Consider the following 21,111-nt stretch of genomic DNA (forward strand, 5'->3'; position numbering starts at 1 on the left):
CCGGCTTATATCGCCAGCGCCATGTAGAACTGCGTCCCCTGCCCCGGCCGCGAATAGACACCCATCCGTCCGCCGTGCAACTGCACGATTTCCTTGCACAGCGCCAGACCCAGCCCGGCACCGCCCTTTTTGCGACCGACCTGAACGAAGGGTTCGAAGATCCGTCCCTGCTGGCCGTAGGCAATGCCTTCGCCGTTGTCCTCGACGCTGATAATCATCCGTTCACCATGGCGCCGGGCCTGCAAACGTATCAGTCCGTCGTGGGCGGTATGGCGCAAAGCGTTGTCGATCAGGTTGTCGAGCACCCGTTCCAGCTGCGCCTGATCGGCTTGCAACCGCGGCAACGGCCCCTGCACTTCCACCAGCAACTCGATACCCTTCTCCTGCGCCAAGCGGGCAAAACGTGTCTGGGCCTGATCCAGCAAGTCTTCGATGGAGCATGGTGCCAGGGTGAGTTTTTGCAGGCCGTTTTGATAGCGAGAGAAATTCAGCAAGTCGTTGATCAACTGCATCAGGCGCTGCATTTCTTCGTTGACGGTGTCCAGCAGGTCAGCTTCGCGGGAGTCTTCGGCAAAATGCGTCCGCTCGCGGAACAGGCCGAATGCCATGTGCATCCCGGTAACCGGTGTGCGCAACTCATGGGAGGCGCGCAAGACGAACTCGCTGCGCACTCTTTCAAAAGCCCGCTGTTCGGTAACGTCATGCAACACCATCACAGCGCCGAGAATATGCCCCTGGGTATGGCTGACCGGCGTCAGGCTGTATGTCAGCAATCGCGACTCTCCATCGACTTCGATGCTCAGGTCGTCCGGCGCTCGTTCCAGGGTGCCACCGCGTAATACCAGTTGCAGTTGTTCATCCAGTTCGGGACGCTCAAGCGCCGTACCCAGCCCTTGGCCGAGACGATCGGTGTCCCAGCCTAACTGACGCTGAGCCACCGGGTTGAGGTGCTCAAGATGACCTTGACGATCAATGATCAGCAAACCGTCGTCGATGCTGTCGAGCACCGCTTGCAAGCGTTGCTGACCGGCGAGCAGTTCGTCGATATTGGTAGCCTGGTGCTCACGCAAGGCCTCGGCCATGATGCCGAAGCGGTGGGTCAGTTGGTTGATTTCCACCGCGGAAGAAATCGGCAGGGCCACTTCGAAATTACCCTGGCCGATGTTGTCAGCCGCTGCGGCCAAGGCCTCGATCGGAGCCCCGAACCGCCGGGCGATCCCATGGGCGGTAATGAAGCCGATGAACAGCACCCCCACCCCGACCAACCCAAGCAGGCCGGCAATCAACAGTGCTCGCTCCCGGGCTTTGCGTTCGATCTCAGTGATGTTATCCAGTGCGCGTTTTTGTTCAAAGATCAAACCGTTACGCAACGCGTTGAATTTTTCCGCGAGATCCCCTTCACCACCGACGACCTGGATAGGAGCACTGGAAAGATCAAAGGACCGCAGTAGGTTCTGATAGTCAGCCTTGGCCTTTTTGAAACCATACTGGGCACCCTCGCTGGACGGTTCGCGAGCAATGCCTTCGTCAAACAATTCAAGGGAATGCTGCTTGGACGCCTCGAACGCCGCAGGGTCCGGTTGCTCGTCGAGCATGATGATCAGTTGATCACCCAGGGTCTGACGCAGCTTCAATCCCAGATCCAGCGTGACGAAGTTGTCACGGATCAGGGCTTCCTGAGTCCCTGCCATCTGCATCACGCTGACCAGCCCGAGCAAGAGCCCAAGCAGCGCCACAGTAATCAGTGCGGAAATACTCAGAAACAGCCGGGTGCGCAACGTCATCGCCAGTTTCATCGGTTACGACTCACAAGTTGTACTGCTTGCGTTTGCGGTACAGGGTCGAGGCATCGATACCCAAGGTTTTGGCCGCCTGATCCAGCGTGTCGGCCGTGGCGAGAACCGCGCCAATGTGAGCTTTTTCCAATTCATCCAGGCTCAGCGCAGCACCAATTCGTGGCGTGTGGTTGGTCGGGGTTTCGGCCATGCCCAAGTGGCTGAGCTCTACCCGCTCCTGCGGACAAATAATGCTCGCGCGCTCCACCACGTTGCGCAGCTCGCGAATGTTGCCCGGCCAGCGGTAGCTGAGCAGCGCTTCGCGCGCCTCGTCGCTGAAACACCGGGCTGGACGCGAGTATTCCTTGACGAAGCGCGCCAGGAAGCGGTCAGCCAGGTTCAAAATATCTTCTCGGCGCTCGCGAAGCGGCGGCAGGTGCAAGGTGATGACGTTGAGACGATAGAGCAAGTCCTCACGAAAACGACCATCGCGAACCATGTCTTCCAGGTTGAGGTTCGTGGCGGCGAGGATTCGCACATCGGCGCGACGGGTCACCGGGTCGCCCACGCGCTCGTATTCCTTGTCCTGAATGAAACGCAGCAATTTTGGCTGCAAGGTCAGGGGAAAATCGCCGATCTCGTCGAGAAAAAGTGTCCCTCCGTCGGCTTGATTGACACGACCCAACGTGCTTTCGCTGGCACCGGTGAATGCTCCTCGGCTGTGGCCGAAAAGCTCGCTGTCCATTAATTCGGCAGTCAGGGATGGGCAATTGATGGTGACGCAGGACTTCTTCTGGCGTTTGCTCCAGCCGTGAATTGCCCGTGACAGTTCACCTTTACCGGTGCCGGACTCGCCGAGAATCAGGATGTTGGCGTCAGTACTGGCGACCTGGCGCGCTGTTTCGAGCACCACTTTCATCGCCGGACTGTGGGAATCCAGGCCCTCCTTGGGTTTGCGCACTTCACCTTCGAGGGCTTCCAGGCGCGCCGAGAGTTGCCGAACTTCCAGCTGTTTGGCAGTGGCCAGGCGTAACTGATCGGGGCTGCAAGGTTTGACCAGATAGTCGGCGGCACCGGCCTGAATCGCATCCACGGCAGTGTCCACGGCCGAGTGAGCAGTGACGATCACCACCCGCATCCATGGCGCCTGGATGCGCATCTGAGCCAGCACATCAAGGCCATTATCTTCGCCCAGACGCAAATCGAGGAAGCACAGATCAAAAACCTGGCGCTGCAACAAGGCTTCAGCCTGAGCCGCGCTGGTCGCCGTAGCCACGCTATAGCCTTCGTCTTCGAGGCAATAGCGAAAGGTTCGAAGGATGGCGGACTCGTCGTCTACCAACAGAATGCGGCCTTGATGCTCAGTGGCTGATTCCATGTTCCTGCGCTCCTTTAATTGTTGAAATGGGTTAGGCCCGGAAAAATCGGGCAAGTTGCATGATTGATTGTGGCCGATTTCGACCATATCAGCGGTGCTATCTACTTCATAACAAGATAACCAACTGATTTATTTAATTTTTTATTCATTAACCGTTCTTCGGTAATTGCCTGCGTCCCTTTCTGACATCCGCGCCCTTCCTTCAATTCCAAAAATATTGAACGTTTTGGCGAATCCATCGTGCATTACGCACGGCCTTGAATGGGCCATCGTGCAGGATGCGTCCAAACCTATTCTCACAAATCATGTAACTCATTGATTTAAATCAGATTAAACCTGACAAAAAAGGTGGCATGCAGGCTGCAGGTGTCTGAGTAATCAGGGCATTTAATAAATCAGTGCCCGCCAACCTACCCCTAGAGGGAGGAACTTCAGGATGAATCGCCAAGGTGCCGTCCAATTGCGTATCTCGCCATTGCATATCCAGCAAGGATTGTTCGCCCTGCTGGCATTGTTGATCACCTTGATTGGCGGCCAGCAGTTCTTGCGCTGGGAACAGAGCCAGCAGCCAGAGACGCCGCACCTGTCGATTCCACACGCACCCCAAACCCATTTCAGCTCGGTCAGCAGCAACCTGGCTGACAGCGACTCGATGCGAATGATGGACGTCGACCAGGCCCAGCCTGTGGACGAGACGCCTCAGGAGCGTTGGGTGTTTTAAATAAACGAACTTGGCGCGCTCAACGCGCCGGGATAAGCACCACAAGCAACACCTTTAAATAGAAGCGTAAGGAGAATCACCATGTTGAGCTGGGCAATCACATTCCTGATCATTGCCATCATCGCTGCAGTATTGGGCTTCGGTGGTATCGCGGGCACCGCCACGGGTATCGCCAAGATTCTCTTTGTCGTATTCCTGGTGATGTTCATTGCCTCCTTCTTCTTTGGCCGCCGCGGTCGAGGCTGACCATGAGCATTTCGTTAAAGTCATTGGCAGCCGCCCTGCTTCTGGGCGGCAGTGCCAATTAAAAAAGATCCACGGGTACTGAGTTTCGAAACACGAAAGAGGCCACAGCGCCTTTTTCCACTGCGCTACCCGAGGACGGTAGACGCATGACCAAGGGGTCGGGACGTTCTGATTGTTTCAGGGTCGGAGTGACCTACGGGTACAGGGAGTACCTGCGCAAGGGCCGGGTCAAGCAAAGCTGCGACGCAAGTTCGCCGGGGCCAGAACGGCTCGACGAACTTGCGGAGCTTCAACGTGCAAAACGTTGATCTAGAGCATTCAGCTCATCTGTTATTGGTGCATATTCCCCGCAAAACCGTTTCGCGGTGTTTCTTCGTGACCGTATATCGAGAAAGCTCCGACTTTCCCGATAAGAGAATTCGCAGCCAAACGTAGGCTTTTTCCTAAATTTCCGCTTATTTAAAAACCTTCGTCCTGCGCTGAAATGGCCGGCATACGGCACTTATGCCCGCCTGAATGTCGCATTCAAACCGGTTGGGACGCGGGTTTCAGTTAGAAAATCTCATGCCGATTCGGCATAGGGTAGGCGTTTACGGCATTAGACGGCGCTTCCCTGCATCGGAATAGTTGCGCCTTTTTCGCTGCCTGAGAGCTGTAAATGCTCGCTCGCGGGGACCTTATACGGGGGCCGATGCAAGACGTGTTCGCCATTGAGCGTTTCAGTTCATGCATCAGCCTGAGTCAAACGCAAGTAAGGGTAAAGATATGAAGAAGGCAAAGCTTAGCCTCGCCTGGCAGATCCTCATCGGTCTGGTTCTGGGGATAGCAATTGGTGCACTGCTCAACCATTTCAGTGCCGAAAAAGCCTGGTGGATCAGCAACGTACTGCAACCGGCAGGCGATATCTTTATCCGTCTGATCAAGATGATCGTGATCCCGATCGTGGTGTCCTCGCTGGTCGTCGGCATCGCTGGCGTGGGTGACGCGAAGAAACTCGGTCGCATCGGTCTGAAGACCATCATTTACTTCGAGATCGTCACCACCATCGCCATTCTGGTCGGTCTGGTGCTGGCCAACGTGGTCCATCCGGGCAGCGGCATCGACATGAGCACCCTGGGTACGGTGGATATTTCCAAGTACCAGGCCACTGCCGCCGAGGTGCAGCATGAACACGCGTTCATCCAGACCATCCTCAACCTGATCCCGTCGAACATCTTTGCGGCCATGGCCCGGGGCGAGATGCTGCCGATCATCTTCTTCTCCGTGTTGTTCGGTCTCGGTCTGTCGAGCCTGCAATCGGACCTGCGCGAACCGCTGGTGAAGATGTTCCAGGGCGTATCGGAAAGCATGTTCAAAGTCACCCACATGATCATGAACTACGCCCCGATCGGCGTGTTCGCATTGATCGCGGTGACCGTGGCCAACTTCGGTTTCGCCTCTCTGCTGCCGCTGGCCAAACTGGTCGTCCTGGTTTACTTCGCCGTCGCCTTCTTCGCCTTTGTGGTGCTGGGCCTGATCGCTCGCCTGTTCGGTTTCTCGGTGATCAAGCTGATGCGCATCTTCAAGGATGAGCTGGTACTGGCCTACTCCACCGCCAGTTCCGAAACCGTGCTGCCGCGCGTGATCGAGAAGATGGAAGCCTACGGCGCGCCGAAAGCCATTTGCAGTTTCGTGGTGCCGACCGGCTACTCGTTCAACCTCGACGGTTCGACCCTGTACCAAAGTATCGCGGCGATCTTCATTGCCCAGCTCTACGGCATCGACCTGTCAATCAGCCAACAGTTGCTGCTGGTGCTGACACTGATGGTCACCTCCAAAGGCATCGCCGGCGTACCGGGCGTGTCCTTCGTGGTGCTGCTGGCCACCTTGGGCAGCGTCGGTATTCCGCTGGAAGGCCTGGCGTTCATCGCCGGTGTCGACCGCATCATGGACATGGCCCGTACCGCACTGAACGTGATCGGCAACGCCCTCGCCGTGCTCGTCATCGCACGTTGGGAAGGCATGTACGACGACGCCAAGGGCCAGCGCTACTGGAACTCCCTGCCGCACTGGCGCAGCAAGGAAAAGCTGCCGGTTGGCGAAATTTCCAGCAACTGATGCAAAACCTGTGGGAGCGGGCTTGCTCGCGAAAGCGGTGGATCAGTCAACAAAGATGTTGAATGTTCCGGCCTCTTCGCGAGCAAGCCCGCTCCCACATTGGTCTTTTGCTAGCGGTACTAAACAAACCCCGGAGAAATCCGGGGTTTGTCGTTTCTGTCTACCCCGCTATCATTCGCCGCATCTTCCGGGGGATTTGACTGATGCTTAATGGCCTGTGGCTTGGCTTCTTCATCGTGGCTGCCGTTTCGGCACTAGCGCAATGGCTGATCGGCGGTAACGCCGGGATCTTCGCGGCGATGGTGGAAAGCATTTTCGCCATGGCCAAATTGTCGGTCGAGGTCATGGTCCTGTTGTTCGGCACCCTCACTCTCTGGCTGGGCTTTCTGCGAATTGCCGAGAAGGCCGGGATCGTCGAATGGCTGGCCAAGGCGCTGGGCCCGCTATTCCTGCGCCTGATGCCGGAAGTGCCGGCCGGTCACCCGGCCATTGGCCTGATCACGCTGAACTTCGCCGCCAACGGCCTGGGGCTGGACAACGCCGCCACGCCGATCGGCCTCAAAGCCATGAAGGCGCTGCAAGAGCTCAACCCCAGCGACACCATCGCCAGCAACGCGCAGATCCTCTTCCTGGTACTCAACGCCTCGTCCCTGACGCTGCTGCCGGTGACCATCTTCATGTACCGCGCCCAGCAAGGTGCGCCCGATCCGACCCTGGTGTTCCTGCCGATCCTGCTGGCCACCAGTTGTTCGACCCTGGTGGGCTTGTTGTCGGTGGCGTTCATGCAGCGTCTGCGCCTGTGGGATCCGGTGGTGCTCGCCTACTTCATTCCCGGTGCCTTGGCCCTCGGTGCGTTCATGGCGCTGCTGGCGACGCTCTCGGCGACCGCTCTGGCGAGCCTGTCATCGATCCTCGGCAACGTGACGCTGTTCGGGCTGATCATGCTGTTTCTGGTGATCGGCGCATTACGCAAAGTGAAGGTCTACGAGGCGTTCATCGAAGGCGCCAAAGAAGGCTTCGACGTGGCCAAGAACCTGCTGCCGTATCTGGTGGCGATGCTCTGTGCCGTGGGCGTGCTGCGAGCATCCGGGGCACTGGATTTCGGTCTGGACGGGATCCGTCATCTGGTGGAGTGGGCCGGTTGGGACACCCGCTTTGTCGACGCGCTGCCGACGGCCATGGTCAAACCCTTCTCCGGCAGCGCCGCACGGGCAATGCTGATCGAAACCATGAAAACCTCTGGAGTCGACAGCTTCCCGGCGCTGGTGGCGGCGACGATTCAGGGCAGTACTGAAACAACCTTTTATGTACTGGCGGTGTACTTCGGCGCGGTGGGCATTCAGCGTGCACGACATGCCGTGGGGTGTGCGTTGCTGGCGGAGTTGGCGGGGGTGCTTGGCGCGATCGGGGTGTGCTACTGGTTCTTTGGTTAAACCAAAGAACCCTGTGGGAGCGAGCCTGCTCGCGATGGCGGTTTAACAGCCAACAGAATTGTTGAATGTGCCGACCTCATCGCGAGCAGGCTCGCTCCCACACTGATGTGTGTGTAGGTCTTCAAGGCCTCAGCGGCGGCGCAACATTCTGACCTTGCTCCACCGTCCAGGCCACTACCTGCGCCGTCAACTGGTCGCTGGCCAAACCAAAACCGGTCACCACCGCCGGCACCTTCACATCGCTCAACGGCTGACGCACTTCAAAGCGTCGGCTGGCGAGGATTCGCTGGTCATACCCACGCACCAACAACGCATCCAGGCGCACGACCACGCTCGCAGCCGTACCTTGGTACTCGGTCTGGAACGCTTGCAGGTTGCCGCCCAGTTCCAGGTCTGCCTGGAAATTACTGTCATCGGTGCTGAGCAACGGCACGCGACCGTCACGCTGGAAACCATCGAGCAGACGATTGCGCAACAGCACCGGTGCCGGATCGCTCCAGCGTGAAGCCTTGTAGCTGCTGATCAGATCACCCTGAGGGATTACGGCGATTTTCGGGTTGTTCAAGGCTTCGCTGGTTTGAGGCTTGGCCAGCCGCAACGACCAGCGCTGCGGCGTGCCGTGTTGGGCCGACGCGTCGCGCTGTGCCGACGGCAGTCGATAGACATCGGACGGCTCGGTCTTGGGGAAAATCGAACAGGAAGCGATCAACGCAAAACCGGCGAGGAGGGCGAGATGAGCCAGTTTCATGGCGTGAACTCCTTGTTTTTGTCGCTGCCCAGCAGGTAACCGCTGGGGTTGGCCTCAAGCCGCTGGGAAATGGTCCGCAACGAACTCAAGGTATCGCGCAGCTCACGCACCGCCGGCGCCAGGCCATTGAGGCCCTGCATGCCGCTGTTGAGGGAATCCTGATTGGCGGAGAGCAACGTGTTGATGGTCGCGCTGCTTTGTTCCAGGGACTTCATGGCTTGCTCGGCACTGCCGAACATCTGCTTGCCCTGATCGTTGAGCAGGCCGTTGGCGTTGCGCATCAACGCGGTGGTCTGTTCCAGGGTGGCGCTGGCCTGCTTGCCAACCGAAGCCAGTTGCTGCATCGCCTGACGAATATCGCCGCGCTGATCGGCAATGGTGCCGGTGGTTTGCTCCAGGTGCTCCAGGGTGCTGCTGATACGCCCGACGTTCTCCGAGGAAAACAACTGATTGGCGTTGTGCATCAACACGTTCACGCCCGCCATCAGATCGTTGCTGTCATTCATCAACCGGGCAATGGGCGAGGGCGATGCAACGATTGTCGGCAAATTGCCGTCCTTGCCCTTGAGCGTCGGACTTTGTGGCGTGCCGCCGCTGAGCTGGATGATCGAGGTCCCGGTGATCCCGGTCAGCGCCAGCTTGGCCTGAGTGTCTTCTTTGATCGGAGTGTCTCCGCCCAGGCGAATCCGCGCCAACACCCGGCGCGGATCGTTCGGGTCCAGGCGTAGCATCACCACGTCGCCGACCTTTATCCCGCTGTACTGCACGGCGCTGCCCTTGGACAGGCCGCTGACCGCCTCGTTGAAGACGATTTCGTAATCCTTGAATTCGGTATCGACGCTGGATTTGGCCAGCCACAGACCGAAGAGCAGGGCGCCTGCCACCACTATGACGGTGAACAGGCCAATCAATACGTGATGGGCTCGGGTTTCCATGTCAGACCTCATTGAGCTGGTTAGCGGCCGTCAGCGCCGCGCGGCCGCGAGGGCCATGGAAGTATTCGTGAATCCACGCATCATCGGTTTCCGATACCTTGTCGATGGCGTCCGCCACCAGCACTTTCTTCTGCGCCAGCACTGCCACCCGGTCGGTGATGGTGTAGAGCGTGTCGAGGTCGTGGGTCACCAGAAACACGCTCAGGCCCAAGGCATCGCGCAGAGTCAGGATCAGTTGATCGAAGCCTGCGGCGCCAATCGGGTCTAGACCGGCGGTGGGCTCGTCGAGGAACAGGATGTCCGGGTCCAGCGCCAGCGCTCGGGCCAGGGCCGCGCGCTTGATCATGCCGCCGGACAGTGAAGCAGGGTATTTGTCGGCCGCCGACAACGGCAGCCCGGCCAACGCCATTTTCACTGCCGCCAGGTGCTCGGCGTCGGCACGGCTCAGGCCGGCGTGTTCAATCAGGGGCAGGGCGACGTTCTCGGTCACGGTGAGCGAAGAGAACAAGGCGCCTTTCTGGAACAACACACCGAACCGCCGTTCAACCAGCGAGCGCTCGTGTTCCGACAGGCTCGGCAAGTTCTTGCCGAAGACCTTCACCAGCCCTTCGCTGGGCTGACGCAGGCCGACAATGCTGCGCAGCAGCACCGATTTGCCGCTGCCAGAACCGCCGACCACCGCCAGAATCTCGCCCTTGTACAAGTCCAGGTCGAGGTTCTCGTGCACGCTCTGGCGGCCGAAGCGATTGCACAGCCCACGGACTTCGATCACCGCCTCTGAAGGCGCTCGGGGTAAACGACTCACCAGTCCATCTCCATGAAAAACAACGCAGCCACGGCGTCGAGCACGATCACCACGAAAATCGACTGCACCACACTGGACGTGGTGTGCGCGCCGACGGACTCGGCGCTGCCGCTAACCTTGAAGCCCTCGAGGCAGCCGATGGCGGCAATCAGGAACGCAAAAATCGGCGCTTTGACGATCCCCACCAGAAAGTGCTGAACACCGATGTCCGATTGCAGCAGTGACAGAAACATCGCCGGCGAGATATCCAGCGACAGCGCGCAGACCACGCCACCGCCGACAATCCCTGACACCATCGCCAGAAAGGTCAACATCGGCAGCGCCACCAGCAACGCCAGGACGCGGGGTACTACCAGCAACTCCATCGGGTCGAGGCCAAGGGTGCGGATCGCGTCAATCTCTTCGTTGGCCTTCATCGAACCGATCTGCGCGGTGAACGCGCTGGCGGTGCGGCCGGCCATCAAGATGGCCGTGAGCAACACGCCGAACTCCCGCAGAAAAGAGAACGCCACCAGGTCCACGGTGAAAATACTCGCACCGAAACTCGCCAGCACCGTCGCCCCGAGAAACGCCACCACAGCCCCCACCAAAAACGTCAGCAAGGCGACGATGGGCGCGGCGTCGAGGCCGGTCTGTTCAATGTGAGCGACCATCGGTGTGAGACGCCAGCGTTTGGGCCGAAACAACCCGCGAGCGATGGTTTCCAGGATCAGGCCGACGAAACCCAACAGTTGCAACGTGTCCTGCCAGACCGCGTCGACCGCACGGCCAATACGGGTCAGCAGTTGAATGCCGACGCTGATTTCCGGTTCTTTGATCGGCACGCAGAAATCGGTCAGCGAGCAGTACACCGTCTGCAACAAGGCGCGATCCGCGGAGGAAAGGGTGCAATCGGGGTGTTCGGCAGATTTGCCCAGACGCTCGGCCCCCAGCAGCTCCACCAACAATGACGCACCCGCCGTATCGAGCGCGCCGAGGCCATTGAGATCGATGTGGGTGTTGTTGTCGTATTGGCCACGGAGCTTTTCACTCAGGCGGCTGAGATCGGCGTAATGGGCGAGCGTCCAGTCACCCGTGACCCGCAACAGGGCAGGGCTGTGCGAGGTGTCCAGTCGGGCACTGCCAGGCATTGTGCTGCTAGTCATAAGCTCCGTGCTTGTTCGGCTATTACGCAGATCTGACTAATAGCACGAACCGCGTTACTTTTCTTTGATGGGTGTGCTGTCCATGACTTTGAAGCGCAACACGCCAATCAACTGACCGTCTTCAGTCAGCACCCGAACCTGCCATTTACCTGCGGGGTTGCCGGGGAAGTTCTGCTTGTGGGTCCAGGCGCGGTAGCCTTCCTTGCGCCCGCCGTGGATGTCCAGGGGAATACGGTCGACTTCTTTACCGTTGAATATCCAGACGTGATAAATCCGCTCGGCCAGACCCCGCGGAGCGTTGATCGCGGTGTACGCGTACAGCCCACCTCCGCGAATCTGTTCGGCGCTGACTTCCTCCAGGCTCTTGCCGGGGGTGCGGTCCTGCATTTGGGTGCTGATCGCCACATCGGTCATCCACAGCGTCGCCGGTGGAACCCAGGAGCGCAGCACCCAACCAGCGGCGCCGATGCCGACGGTGATGCTGAGGATCGCCAGCGCATTGCGCACAGTGCGAATCGGGAAGATCGAGGCCAGGCTCGGGAACGACAGCAACATGGCAATGCCCAGCGCCAGCTTGAAGCTCTGGGCGGTGGTCAGGTGCAAAATGACGGGCAGGGCGGTCAACAGGGCCGCAAACAGGGTCAGGGTGTGCAGTGCCAGGAACGCCCAGCGGCGCGGTGCCAGCCATTTGTAGTAGAGCGGGTCGATGATCGAAATCAGCGCCGCCATGCTCAGTAATCCAGTGAAGAACAACTGGCCGCTGTTCCAGGTGGTGGTGATTAAAAAGAACGGCAGGACGAAGAACAGGCTTTCCTGATGGATCATCTGCGTTGCGTAACGCAGCAGTGGCTGGGGTATTTCGCGCTTGAAGACCCTGGCGAACAGCTTGGTGAGGCTGTTTTCCAGCATCAACCAGACCCAGCTGATCAGCATGATGGTGGTGATCCACGTCGCCAGACCTTGTTGGCGATCCACCAGCATGAAGCTGCCGACCCCTGAAATGAAGCCGCCGAGCGCAATGACCCCGGGATAGCGCTTCATCAACTCCAGGAGGCGCTGTACGTACAGGGTCAGGTTCGGCATTCGGCGATTCACAATAGTCGTGGGAAAAATCCTCGACAGGGTACCGCCCGAGGGGCCCTGTGGCGAGGGGGCTTGCCCCCGTTGGGCTGCGAAGCGGCCCCGAAAAAAGCCTCCCCCGGTTTACGAGGCACGCCGCATCAACGATATTACGACTGCTGCGCAGCCGAACGGGGGCAAGCCCCCTCGCCACAAAGCTCCCTCGCCACAGGGATTGGCTATCGTCTGCGATGGACGCGCCAAGCCAATAACCCGAGCACCATCAGTCCAAATCCCCCGACAATCGCCCACATCACCTGGTCATAACTCATCAGCGGCTTCTCGATCCGCAGATACCCCGGCTGCAGCAGCAACTCGCGCATTGCCTTGTTCGCCTCGGTCAGTGTCACGTCTTGCAGCGCCTTGGCCGGGTTGACGAAATGGCCGTCCTCGTAGTCGCCAAGAGCGCTCCAGTAATAGTCCGCCAGGGCGCTGTTGCCTTGCACGGCCCAGGCCTGGCGAGCGATGGCGGCTTGCTTGAGACGGGCGAAGGTGGCGGCGTCGAGGCCGTTCTTGAGCAGATCGGCTTTAAGCTCATCCAGCACCTGTTCCGCTGCCAGCACGTCGCCGCGATCAAGGTCGGCGTTCAGGCTCATGAAACCCACCCCGCCAAACACCTCGCGCTCGGCCGAAGGCCCGTAAGACAATCCATGAACCAGGCGCAACTGGCGATAGAGCGCCCAATCCAGATAGTCCTTGAGCAGGTCGAAGGTTTCGTCGTGCTGGTCTTCCAGCACCGGTTCCGGCACCAGCCAATGCAATTTGGCACCGCCACCGACGAAACCGTTACTCAAATTGCGCTCATGGGCCGCGCTGGCCTGAATGTCTGGCAGCGGCAGGTGAGTGCTAGGCTCAACCGCTTCGAGTGCGCCATAGGCCCGTTCCAGATAGGCCGGCAGGAGGCGGTCCAGGTCGCCGACCACGATCAGGGTCATATTGTTGGGCGCATACCAGGCCTGGCGCACCTTCTCCAGTTGCTCGCGGGTCAGGTGATCGACTTGCGCGCGCTCGGGGCATTTGAGGCCCAGTTCCACCGCCAACTGATTACTGGCGGTGTGCCCCAGATCCTGGCGATCCAGCCAACGTTGCAGGTGTGAGTAATGACCTCCGTCTTCGCGCTCGACCACTTGCTTGGCGACGTTGATCGCATTGTCGTCGATACGGGTCTGGGTCAGCAGCGCCAACAACAGGTCGAGGACCTTGCGCTGGTTTTTCGCCGGGGCTTCGATGACGAAGGTCGTGTCGGCATTGCTGGTGTAGGCATTCCATTCACCGCCCAGGGCCTGCATGCGTTCTTCCAGGCCGCCTTCGCCGGTGGCGTCGATGCCGCTGAACAGCAAATGTTCGAGCAGATGCGGCAGTTCCTTGTCGGCACAGCTGAAATCATCCCGGCCCACGCCAACCACCAACCGGATTGCCACATGCCCGCGCTCGGTGCCCGGTTTGAGGACCAATTGCAGGCCGTTGCGCAACGTGTAGCCCTCGACCTGAAAGCGATCCAGGGCAAATGAAGGCAGTGAGCCGAGCAGCAGACAAGCGAACAGCAGACAACGCATAACGAATTTCCGTACGACCCGCGTAAGTTCAACAGACTTCAGGCAACTGTGGACGTTCAGGGTGAATGAGTGATGTCAGTCAAATCGTCGACCGCCAGAGCGCCAGTATCCGAAGTACCCAACACTGCATAGGCGCTGCTGCAGAACAACGAATTCAAGCGTCTCATGTCAGCAATCAGTTCCAGGTGCAGCGAACTGGTCTCGATACTTTGTACGATCTTACGGTTTAAACGGCTGACATGAGCGTGGGCCAGACGGCGCTCCTGTGCGCGAAAGCGACGTTTCTCACGCAGTAACTGGCGAGCACTTTCCGGGTCGGCACTGAGAAATACCGACAACCCCAGACGCAGGTTGGCAATCAGCTGACTGTGCAGCCCCGCCAACTCCTCCAGGCCCACCTCGGAAAAAGACCGGCGTTGCGAGGTTTTCTGCTGCTGAACCTTGCGCAGCATACGTTCGATCAGGTCGCTGGAGAGTTTCAGATTGATCGCCAGCTCGATGGTTTCCGCCCAGCGCCGGCTGTCCTGCTCGCTGAGGTCTTCGCGGGGCATTTGTGCCAGATAGAGTTTGATGGCGCTGTAGAGCGCTTCGACATCATCGGTCAGGCGACGAATTTCCTGGGTGACGGCGGTCTGCTTGCCGCGCAGCACGGCGAGCATGGCTTCGAGCATGCTGTCGACCAGATCGCCGATGCGCAGGGTTTCTCGGGCAGCATTGGCCAGCGCCAGACTCGGGGTGACCAAGGCGGTCGGGTCGAGATGCCGTGGTTTGGCCGTGCCATTGATGTCTGGCCGCTCTGGCAGCAACCACGCACAGAGCTTGGCCATCGGCCCGACGCTGGGCAACAGGATCAGGCAACGCACGGTGTTGTAGAGCAGGTGGAAGCCGATGACCATTTCCTGAGGGCTGAAGTCGAGGCTGTCGATCCAGTGCACCAACGGGTCGAGCACCGGAATGATCAGTAGCAGGCCGATCAGTTTGTACAAGAGGCTGCCGAGCGCCACCTGACGGCCGGCCGCGTTCTGCATGCTGGTGCTGAGGAAGGCGAGAATGCCACTGCCGATGTTGGCGCCGATCACCAGGCCGATGGCCACTGGCAGGCTGATCACGCTGGCACCGGCGAGGGTCGCGGTCAGCAAAACGGCGGCCAGGCTGGAGTAGGAAATCATCGCAAACAGCGCGCCGACCAAGGCATCGAGCAGAATATCGCCGGTCAGGGAGGCGAAGATGACCTTCACCCCTTGCGCCTGAGTGATCGGCGCGGCGGCCTCGACGATCAGTTGCAGCGCCAGAATGATCAGCCCCAGACCGATGCCGACCCGGCCCATCTGTCCGACCCGGGTTTGCTTGCGCGACAGAAAGAAAATCACCCCGAGGAAAATCAGCAGCGGCGACAGCCACGACAAGTCAAGAGTCAGTACCCGCGCCATCAGCGCGGTACCCACGTCGGCACCGAGCATGGTCGCCAAAGCCGGAGTCAGCGCCATCAGGCCCTGACCGACAAACGAGGTCACGAGCATGGCGGTGGCATTGCTGCTCTGGACCATGGCGGTCACCATGATCCCGGCGACAAACGCCAGCCAGCGCCTGGACATGTTATGGGCGATCACGTGGCGCAAGTTGGAGCCATAAACCCGCAGGATGCCGGTTCGAACGATGTGCGTGCCCCAGATCAAAAGGGCCACGGCCGATAACAAATTGAGCAGGGTGAGCATGCAGGCCCCCTGTGGTGGTAGCGCCCCAGTGGGGCAAGTCGACGGTGCCGCGCGTTTTTCTACGTTCTTTACATAAGCTGTAGTTGGCTAACGGTCTGGGCGCCAGCATCGCATAGCTAAAGAGGCGATTGAAACAAAACTGTCATGAAAACAGTTTGCTTCAGAAACGAACAAAGGGCCGTAGGCCCTTTGTTCTTGTGGCGAGGGAGCTTGCTCCCGCTCGGTTGCGAAGCAGCCGCATTACAGGCCTCCGCGGTTTTATTGAGTAATCGCAGTGACTGGTTTCAGGGCCGCTTCGCGGCCCAGCGGGAGCAAGCTCCCTCGCCACAGAGACCCCATTGGGACCGGTTACTGCCCCGGAACATCCTTGCGCAGTTTCACTGGCTCCTGCTGCTTCCTCTTTTTCATCATCGCGGTGCGCATCTTGATGTTGATCGCTTCCACCGCCAACGAGAACGCCATGGCGAAGTAGACGTAGCCTTTTGGCAAGTGCACATCGAGCGATTCGGCAATCAGCACGGTACCGACCAGCAACAGGAACGACAACGCCAGCATCTTCAGCGACGGGTGCTTGTCGATGAACTCGCTGATGGTGCCAGAAGCCCACATCATCACCAGTACTGCAACGACAATCGCCGCGACCATGACCGGTACGTGGGACACCATGCCCACCGCGGTGATCACCGAGTCCAGCGAGAACACGATGTCGATGATCGCGATCTGGATGATGGTGTACAGGAAATTGCCGCCCTTGCCCGAAGGCTCGTCGCCGACTTCATCTTCACCTTCCAGCGCGTGGTACATCTCTTGCGAGCTCTTCCACAGCAGGAACAGACCACCGAAGAACAGGATCAGGTCACGCCCGGAAATACCCTGGCCGAACACTTCGAACAGGTCGGCGGTGAGGCGCATGACCCAGGTGATCGACAGCAGCAACAGGATCCGCGTGATCATGGCCAACGCCAGGCCGAAAATCCGGGTGCGCGCCTGCATGTGCTTGGGCATGCGGCTGACCAGGATCGAGATCATGATGATGTTGTCGATGCCCAGGACGATCTCCAGGGCAGTCAGGGTGAAGAAGGCAACCCAGATTTCAGGGTTGGTCAGCCATTCCATGTGTATTCCTTTGAGCGAGTGTTTAAACCACAAAGGGCCCAGGCTTCAAACAACAAAGCCTGGACCCGTCATGGTGAGTCTTGGGCTTATAGAGTGCTGAACAGCGGGAAAATCCCCATCAGCAATGCAGCGACCAGTATGCACAGGCAAACCAGCACTGCCCACTTCAAGGTGAACCGCTGATGATCACCGAACTCGATACCGGCCAGGGCCACCAACAGGTAAGTCGATGGTACCAGCGGGCTCAGCAAGTGGACGGGCTGACCGACGATCGAGGCACGTGCCATTTCCACCGCGGTTATACCGTAATGACTGGCGGCTTCGGCAAGTACCGGTAACACGCCATAATAAAATGCATCGTTCGACATGAAGAACGTGAACGGCATGCTTACCAGCGCGGTAATCACAGCCAGGTACGGGCCGAGGAAATCGGGGATAACCGCCAGCAGGCTTTTCGACATGGCATCGACCATGCCGGTGCCCGACAGGATACCGGTGAAGATACCCGCGGCAAAGATCAACCCGACCACCGCCAGCACGCTACCGGCGTGGGCCGCAACGCGATCCTTCTGCATTTGCAGGCAAGGGTAGTTGACGATCATCGCGATACTGAACGCCACCATGAACAGCACTGGCAGCGGCAACAGGCCGGCGACCAGCGTGCACATCAGCCCCAGGGTCAAGGCGCCGTTGAACCAGATCAGCTTTGGACGACGGGCATCCGGGAACTGCGAAACGCTGATTTCGCTGTGATCGACTTCATCACCGACCAGGTGCAGTTCACCCAGACGCGCACGCTCGCGTTTACCGTAGAAGTAGGCAATCGCCAGGATAGCCACCACGCCGGCCAGCATTGCTGGAATCATTGGCACAAAGATGTCGGACGGATCGACATGCAGCGCACTGGCCGCACGAGCCGTCGGGCCGCCCCAAGGGGTCATGTTCATCACGCCGCCGGCGAGGATGATCAGACCGGCCATGATCCGCGGGCTCATGCCGATGCGGCTGTAGAGCGGCAGCATGGCGGCTACGCAGATCATGTAAGTGGTCGCGCCGTCACCGTCCATGGACACGATCAGCGCCAGTACGGCGGTACCGACCGAAACTTTCAGCGGGTCGCCCTTGACCAGTTTGAGGATCTTGCGCACGGCCGGGTCGAACAGACCGGAGTCGATCATCAGGGCGAAGTAGAGAATGGCGAACATCAGCATCACGCCGGTCGGCGCGAGCTTGGTGATGCCTTCAAGCATCATCGGACCGATCTTCGGCGAGAAACCGCCAAACAGGGCGAAGATAATCGGGATGATGATCAGAGCGATCAGCGCGGACAGGCGCTTGGTCATGATCAGGAACATGAACGTGATGACCATGGCGAAGCCAAGGAAAGTCAGCATAGGAATACTCCAGGCGTAGCGCGGCTAGGGAATGGCGAACCGGATGGGGTCAGCGCAGAACGGGAAGCACGAGACGTACGGGCGGAGTGACAGCGAAGAGGCGGGTAGTAGCGGACATCAGAATCACCATTGTTGTTGTTTAATGGACCGGGCGGGCGATAAAACACTCGCATTGGCCAACCGGTCTGTTGCCGGCAGTGAGGGCGATCCTAATCGGGGAAGCTTTCAGCCAGCTTTCGCGAGTGAAAGCATTGACCGAATGTACGACCGGTCGTCGGCCGGGTTGAGAGTCCGTAAACACGGGTCAGGAGCAAAAGACATGGGCAAACTTCACACCGGCGGCTGCCACTGCGGACAAATGCGCTATCAATTCAGCGGGCCATTGCACGATATCGCGCACTGCCATTGCTCAATTTGCCGGCGGGTCAGCGGTGGAATCGTGACCACCTGGATCACCGTGCCCGCCTCAGCATTTGAATGGATGGCGGGTACGCCGTCCCGGTATGAGTCTTCGTCCACCTGCGTGCGGTATTTCTGCCGCAATTGTGGGGCACAACTGGCGTTGGTGACGAAGCTCAGCCCCGAGAGCATCGACGTGACCATCGCCACCCTTGACCATCCCGAACAAGCCCCGGCCGAGCGGCATATCTGGACCGACAGCCGTTTGCCGTGGCTGCATCTGGACGAGCACTTGCCCGGTGAGGCCCAAGAACAACTCTGATTAGAAAATAGACAAGTTCAGCGGCCGGATCGCGCCCATCCAGATCGCATGTTCGGTGTGGTCGAGCAGATCGTCGCCCGTGTCCGGGTGCAGGAACACCACCAAACCCTTACGGTTGAGCGCCAGCCACGGCAACACCTCGCCAATGTATTGCGGCTCGAAAGCCAATTGGCAGCTCCAGTCCGGGTGCGGGCCGACCGGGCGCTCGTGCACGCGCCCCATCTTCAGTGGAAACAATTGCGCTGCCTGCTCACACAAGGCCCGAGCCTGTGGCAGGGTGCTGGCATCGAAGTAGACATGGGCGTGGTAACCCTTGATCTGTTGCATCTCAACCCCCCTCTAAAACTACTTGTCGAACCCACCCCGCTTCCCGCAGGTCACACGCTATATAGGCAGCAAGTACGGAGCACATCCATGAAAAATGCCGAAACCCCAGTGGTGAAGGTGGTGCTTTATGGTGCCATGAGTAGCCTGGGCAGTGCGCTGATGGCTGAAATGCTGCGGCGCCAGCATGAAGTGATCGCGATTCTCGATGACCTGAACGCGCTCGCGCCGCGCCCGGGTTTGCGTACCAAGACCGGCGATCTGTTCGATGCCAAGCGGGTCAAGCAGAGCGTGGCCGGCTGTTCGGCGGTGATCTGCCTGCTCGATGCGCCAGGGTTGCCGATGAACAGTGAACACATCGAAAAATCCATCGTGCCCGGCCCGGTCGAGGAGGTGCTGGCGGTGGATGCACTGATCGACGGCATGCAGGCCGCAGGCATTGCCCGGCTGTTTGTGGTGGGCGATTTCGAGGTGCTGGACGACCCGGAAATCGAAGACCCGTTGCAACGCCACGCCGCCGAAGAAATCCGCGAGTCTCTGCAGAGCAGCTCTTTGCACTGGACCTTGGTGAATGCACCACGGCGCGTGCCCGGGCTGACCATCGAGCATTTCAGCCACGTCAGCAGTAGCCTGGAACCTGGTCTGGCCGCAGCGCTGGAACGGCTGAACAGGGTAGCCGTAGGGATTGCCGATGAGCTACACCTGAACCTGCATGTGGGTGAGTATGTGAGTTTTGTTGGGACTTCGGAATAGTAAAAGACCGCAGCCTTCGGCAGCGCCCACAGGCGCGTAGGAGCTGCCGAAGGCTGCGATCTTTTCGCACTCACACCGCAATCGAAGGTAAAGGAAGACCATTGAGCGATTGCGCACTGCAGGCCTGTTCCGCCATCAACCAATCCACAAACAGCTGAATCAACGCCCCACGTCGTTTGCGCTGGGGCAGGACCACGTAATACCCCAGCCTGGAAATCACCGTGTCGGCAATCGGGCGACACAACAGACCTTGCGCCAGCAAGTTATCCACAAGGTGCCGCCAACCGATCGCAACGCCCTGGCCGCCAATCGCCGCCTGAATCAGCAAGGTGTAATTGTCGAAGCGCAGTTGCCCCGGAGCCGGGGCCGATGTGATCCCCAGCTCGCGAAACACGCCGCTCCAGTCGAACCAGTTACTGCTGTGTTCGCCTCGCAGGTGCAACAACGGAAACTCCAGCAATGACTGGGCCGGCAAGGGCAGGGCACGGTCCTTCAATAGCAGCGGGCTGCACACCGGAAACACCTCTTCGCTGAACAGCCAGTGGCTCTCACCCTGCTTGAACCGGCCATCGCCGAACAGCACCGCCACATCAATATCGGTACGCAGCATGTTGTGGCTGCGTTCGCTGGTAACCAGGCTGACGTCCACTTGAGGGTTGGCGGTATGGAAGCGGTGCAGACGCGGCATCAGCCAGTACGCGGCGAAGGCAAAGTCAGTGGCCACTTGCAACACTTCGTGCTGTTGCTGTGCGCTGATTGCGCTCAATCCTGCTTCGATATTCTGCAAACCGAGCTGAACTTGCTCGAACAGAATGGTGCCGGCCTCAGTCAGCTCAATACCGCGATAGATACGATCGAACAACCGTGTAGCGAGCTGTTCTTCCAATCGCTTGATCTGCTGACTGATGGCCGGTTGCGTGGTGCCGAGCTCCACCGCGGCGGCGGTGAAGCTGCGCTGCCGGGCTGCGGCTTCAAAGGCACGCAGCAGGTCCAGGGACAAATCACCGAGGGCGTCATACATAAGCTGTGCTTATCCTAGTCATTGCCTGGCATGGGCTTTACCACAAAGATTATGGACTCCATGCTCGATCACAGCACTCTCGCATAAATATCCACTATGGAATGCCGCG

General features: G+C 59.3%; 19 protein-coding genes. 6 read left to right on the forward strand and 13 right to left on the reverse strand.

Going from position 1 to position 21,111, the window contains the following annotated elements; genetic code table 11:
* Nucleotides 1-5 precede the first annotated feature (5 nt).
* Nucleotides 6-1,796: an ATP-binding protein gene (locus ACZ9IM_RS18575; RefSeq protein WP_427626074.1), complete on the reverse strand. Its 1,791-nt coding sequence runs from the start codon at nt 1,794-1,796 to the stop codon at nt 6-8.
* Nucleotides 1,797-1,806: 10 nt separating this feature from the next.
* Nucleotides 1,807-3,153, reverse strand: a complete 1,347-nt coding sequence (gene algB, locus ACZ9IM_RS18580) for a sigma-54-dependent response regulator transcription factor AlgB (protein WP_063342002.1) — start codon at nt 3,151-3,153, stop codon at nt 1,807-1,809.
* Nucleotides 3,154-3,589: 436 nt separating this feature from the next.
* On the opposite strand from algB, the gene ACZ9IM_RS18585 reads away from it, so the two are divergent.
* From ACZ9IM_RS18585 to ACZ9IM_RS18600, 4 genes are all read left to right on the forward strand, one after another.
* Entirely contained in the window at nt 3,590-3,874 is a 285-nt protein-coding gene (locus ACZ9IM_RS18585) for a hypothetical protein (RefSeq protein WP_427626073.1), read from the forward strand.
* Nucleotides 3,875-3,955: 81 nt separating this feature from the next.
* Nucleotides 3,956-4,120: a DUF1328 domain-containing protein gene (locus ACZ9IM_RS18590; protein WP_003177151.1), complete on the forward strand. Its 165-nt coding sequence runs from the start codon at nt 3,956-3,958 to the stop codon at nt 4,118-4,120.
* 765 nt (nt 4,121-4,885) lie between these two features.
* Complete coding sequence (gene gltP / locus ACZ9IM_RS18595) at nt 4,886-6,217, forward strand: glutamate/aspartate:proton symporter GltP (protein WP_427626072.1); 1,332 nt, start codon at nt 4,886-4,888, stop codon at nt 6,215-6,217.
* A 203-nt stretch (nt 6,218-6,420) separates the two neighbouring features.
* Entirely contained in the window at nt 6,421-7,650 is a 1,230-nt protein-coding gene (locus ACZ9IM_RS18600) for a nucleoside recognition domain-containing protein (RefSeq protein ID WP_427626071.1), read from the forward strand.
* 121 nt (nt 7,651-7,771) lie between these two features.
* On the opposite strand, the gene ACZ9IM_RS18605 is transcribed toward ACZ9IM_RS18600, so the two are convergent.
* The 9 genes from ACZ9IM_RS18605 to ACZ9IM_RS18645 form a co-directional block, all read right to left on the reverse strand.
* Nucleotides 7,772-8,398 (reverse strand): ABC-type transport auxiliary lipoprotein family protein, encoded by a 627-nt coding sequence (locus ACZ9IM_RS18605; protein ID WP_476224668.1) that lies wholly within the window; start codon nt 8,396-8,398, stop codon nt 7,772-7,774.
* Nucleotides 8,395-9,333, reverse strand: coding sequence for an MlaD family protein (locus ACZ9IM_RS18610; RefSeq protein ID WP_063342005.1), 939 nt, complete (start codon nt 9,331-9,333; stop codon nt 8,395-8,397). The genes ACZ9IM_RS18605 and ACZ9IM_RS18610 overlap by 4 nt, the downstream gene beginning before the upstream one ends.
* Before the next feature lies 1 nt (nt 9,334).
* On the reverse strand, nt 9,335-10,138 hold the full coding sequence (locus ACZ9IM_RS18615; RefSeq protein ID WP_063342006.1) for an ABC transporter ATP-binding protein: 804 nt from the start codon (nt 10,136-10,138) through the stop codon (nt 9,335-9,337).
* Entirely contained in the window at nt 10,135-11,283 is a 1,149-nt protein-coding gene (locus tag ACZ9IM_RS18620) for an ABC transporter permease (RefSeq protein WP_032830765.1), read from the reverse strand. Before ACZ9IM_RS18620 ends, ACZ9IM_RS18615 begins: the two co-directional genes overlap by 4 nt.
* 54 nt (nt 11,284-11,337) lie before the next feature.
* Nucleotides 11,338-12,366 carry a DUF5924 family protein gene (locus ACZ9IM_RS18625; RefSeq protein WP_123495538.1) on the reverse strand — a complete coding sequence of 343 codons (1,029 nt, stop codon included), beginning with the start codon at nt 12,364-12,366 and terminating at the stop codon, nt 11,338-11,340.
* Nucleotides 12,367-12,581: 215 nt separating this feature from the next.
* Nucleotides 12,582-13,958, reverse strand: coding sequence for a M16 family metallopeptidase (locus ACZ9IM_RS18630; RefSeq protein ID WP_427626066.1), 1,377 nt, complete (start codon nt 13,956-13,958; stop codon nt 12,582-12,584).
* 56 nt (nt 13,959-14,014) lie between these two features.
* The gene (locus ACZ9IM_RS18635; RefSeq protein WP_008076282.1) at nt 14,015-15,673 is read right to left on the reverse strand and encodes a Na/Pi cotransporter family protein; all 1,659 of its coding nucleotides are present in this window, start codon (nt 15,671-15,673) and stop codon (nt 14,015-14,017) included.
* 348 nt (nt 15,674-16,021) lie between these two features.
* Nucleotides 16,022-16,789, reverse strand: coding sequence for a TerC family protein (locus tag ACZ9IM_RS18640; protein ID WP_008076283.1), 768 nt, complete (start codon nt 16,787-16,789; stop codon nt 16,022-16,024).
* Between the two features lie 86 nt (nt 16,790-16,875).
* Nucleotides 16,876-18,183, reverse strand: a complete 1,308-nt coding sequence (locus ACZ9IM_RS18645) for a CitMHS family transporter (protein WP_427626064.1) — start codon at nt 18,181-18,183, stop codon at nt 16,876-16,878.
* 319 nt (nt 18,184-18,502) lie between these two features.
* Between ACZ9IM_RS18645 and ACZ9IM_RS18650 the strand changes: the two genes are divergently transcribed.
* Entirely contained in the window at nt 18,503-18,904 is a 402-nt protein-coding gene (locus tag ACZ9IM_RS18650) for a GFA family protein (protein ID WP_427626063.1), read from the forward strand.
* Here ACZ9IM_RS18650 and ACZ9IM_RS18655 read toward each other — a convergent pair whose 3' ends face one another.
* Nucleotides 18,905-19,231, reverse strand: a complete 327-nt coding sequence (locus ACZ9IM_RS18655; RefSeq protein WP_427626062.1) for a DOPA 4,5-dioxygenase family protein — start codon at nt 19,229-19,231, stop codon at nt 18,905-18,907. It abuts the gene before it with no gap.
* Between the two features lie 87 nt (nt 19,232-19,318).
* Between ACZ9IM_RS18655 and ACZ9IM_RS18660 the strand changes: the two genes are divergently transcribed.
* Nucleotides 19,319-19,981, forward strand: coding sequence for an NAD(P)-dependent oxidoreductase (locus tag ACZ9IM_RS18660; protein ID WP_476224669.1), 663 nt, complete (start codon nt 19,319-19,321; stop codon nt 19,979-19,981).
* Nucleotides 19,982-20,051: 70 nt separating this feature from the next.
* On the opposite strand, the gene ACZ9IM_RS18665 is transcribed toward ACZ9IM_RS18660, so the two are convergent.
* Nucleotides 20,052-21,002 carry a choline sulfate utilization transcriptional regulator gene (locus ACZ9IM_RS18665; protein WP_427626060.1) on the reverse strand — a complete coding sequence of 317 codons (951 nt, stop codon included), beginning with the start codon at nt 21,000-21,002 and terminating at the stop codon, nt 20,052-20,054.
* Nucleotides 21,003-21,111: the final 109 nt, after the last annotated feature.

The sequence above is a fragment of the Pseudomonas sp. TE12508 genome, from assembly GCF_056279485.1.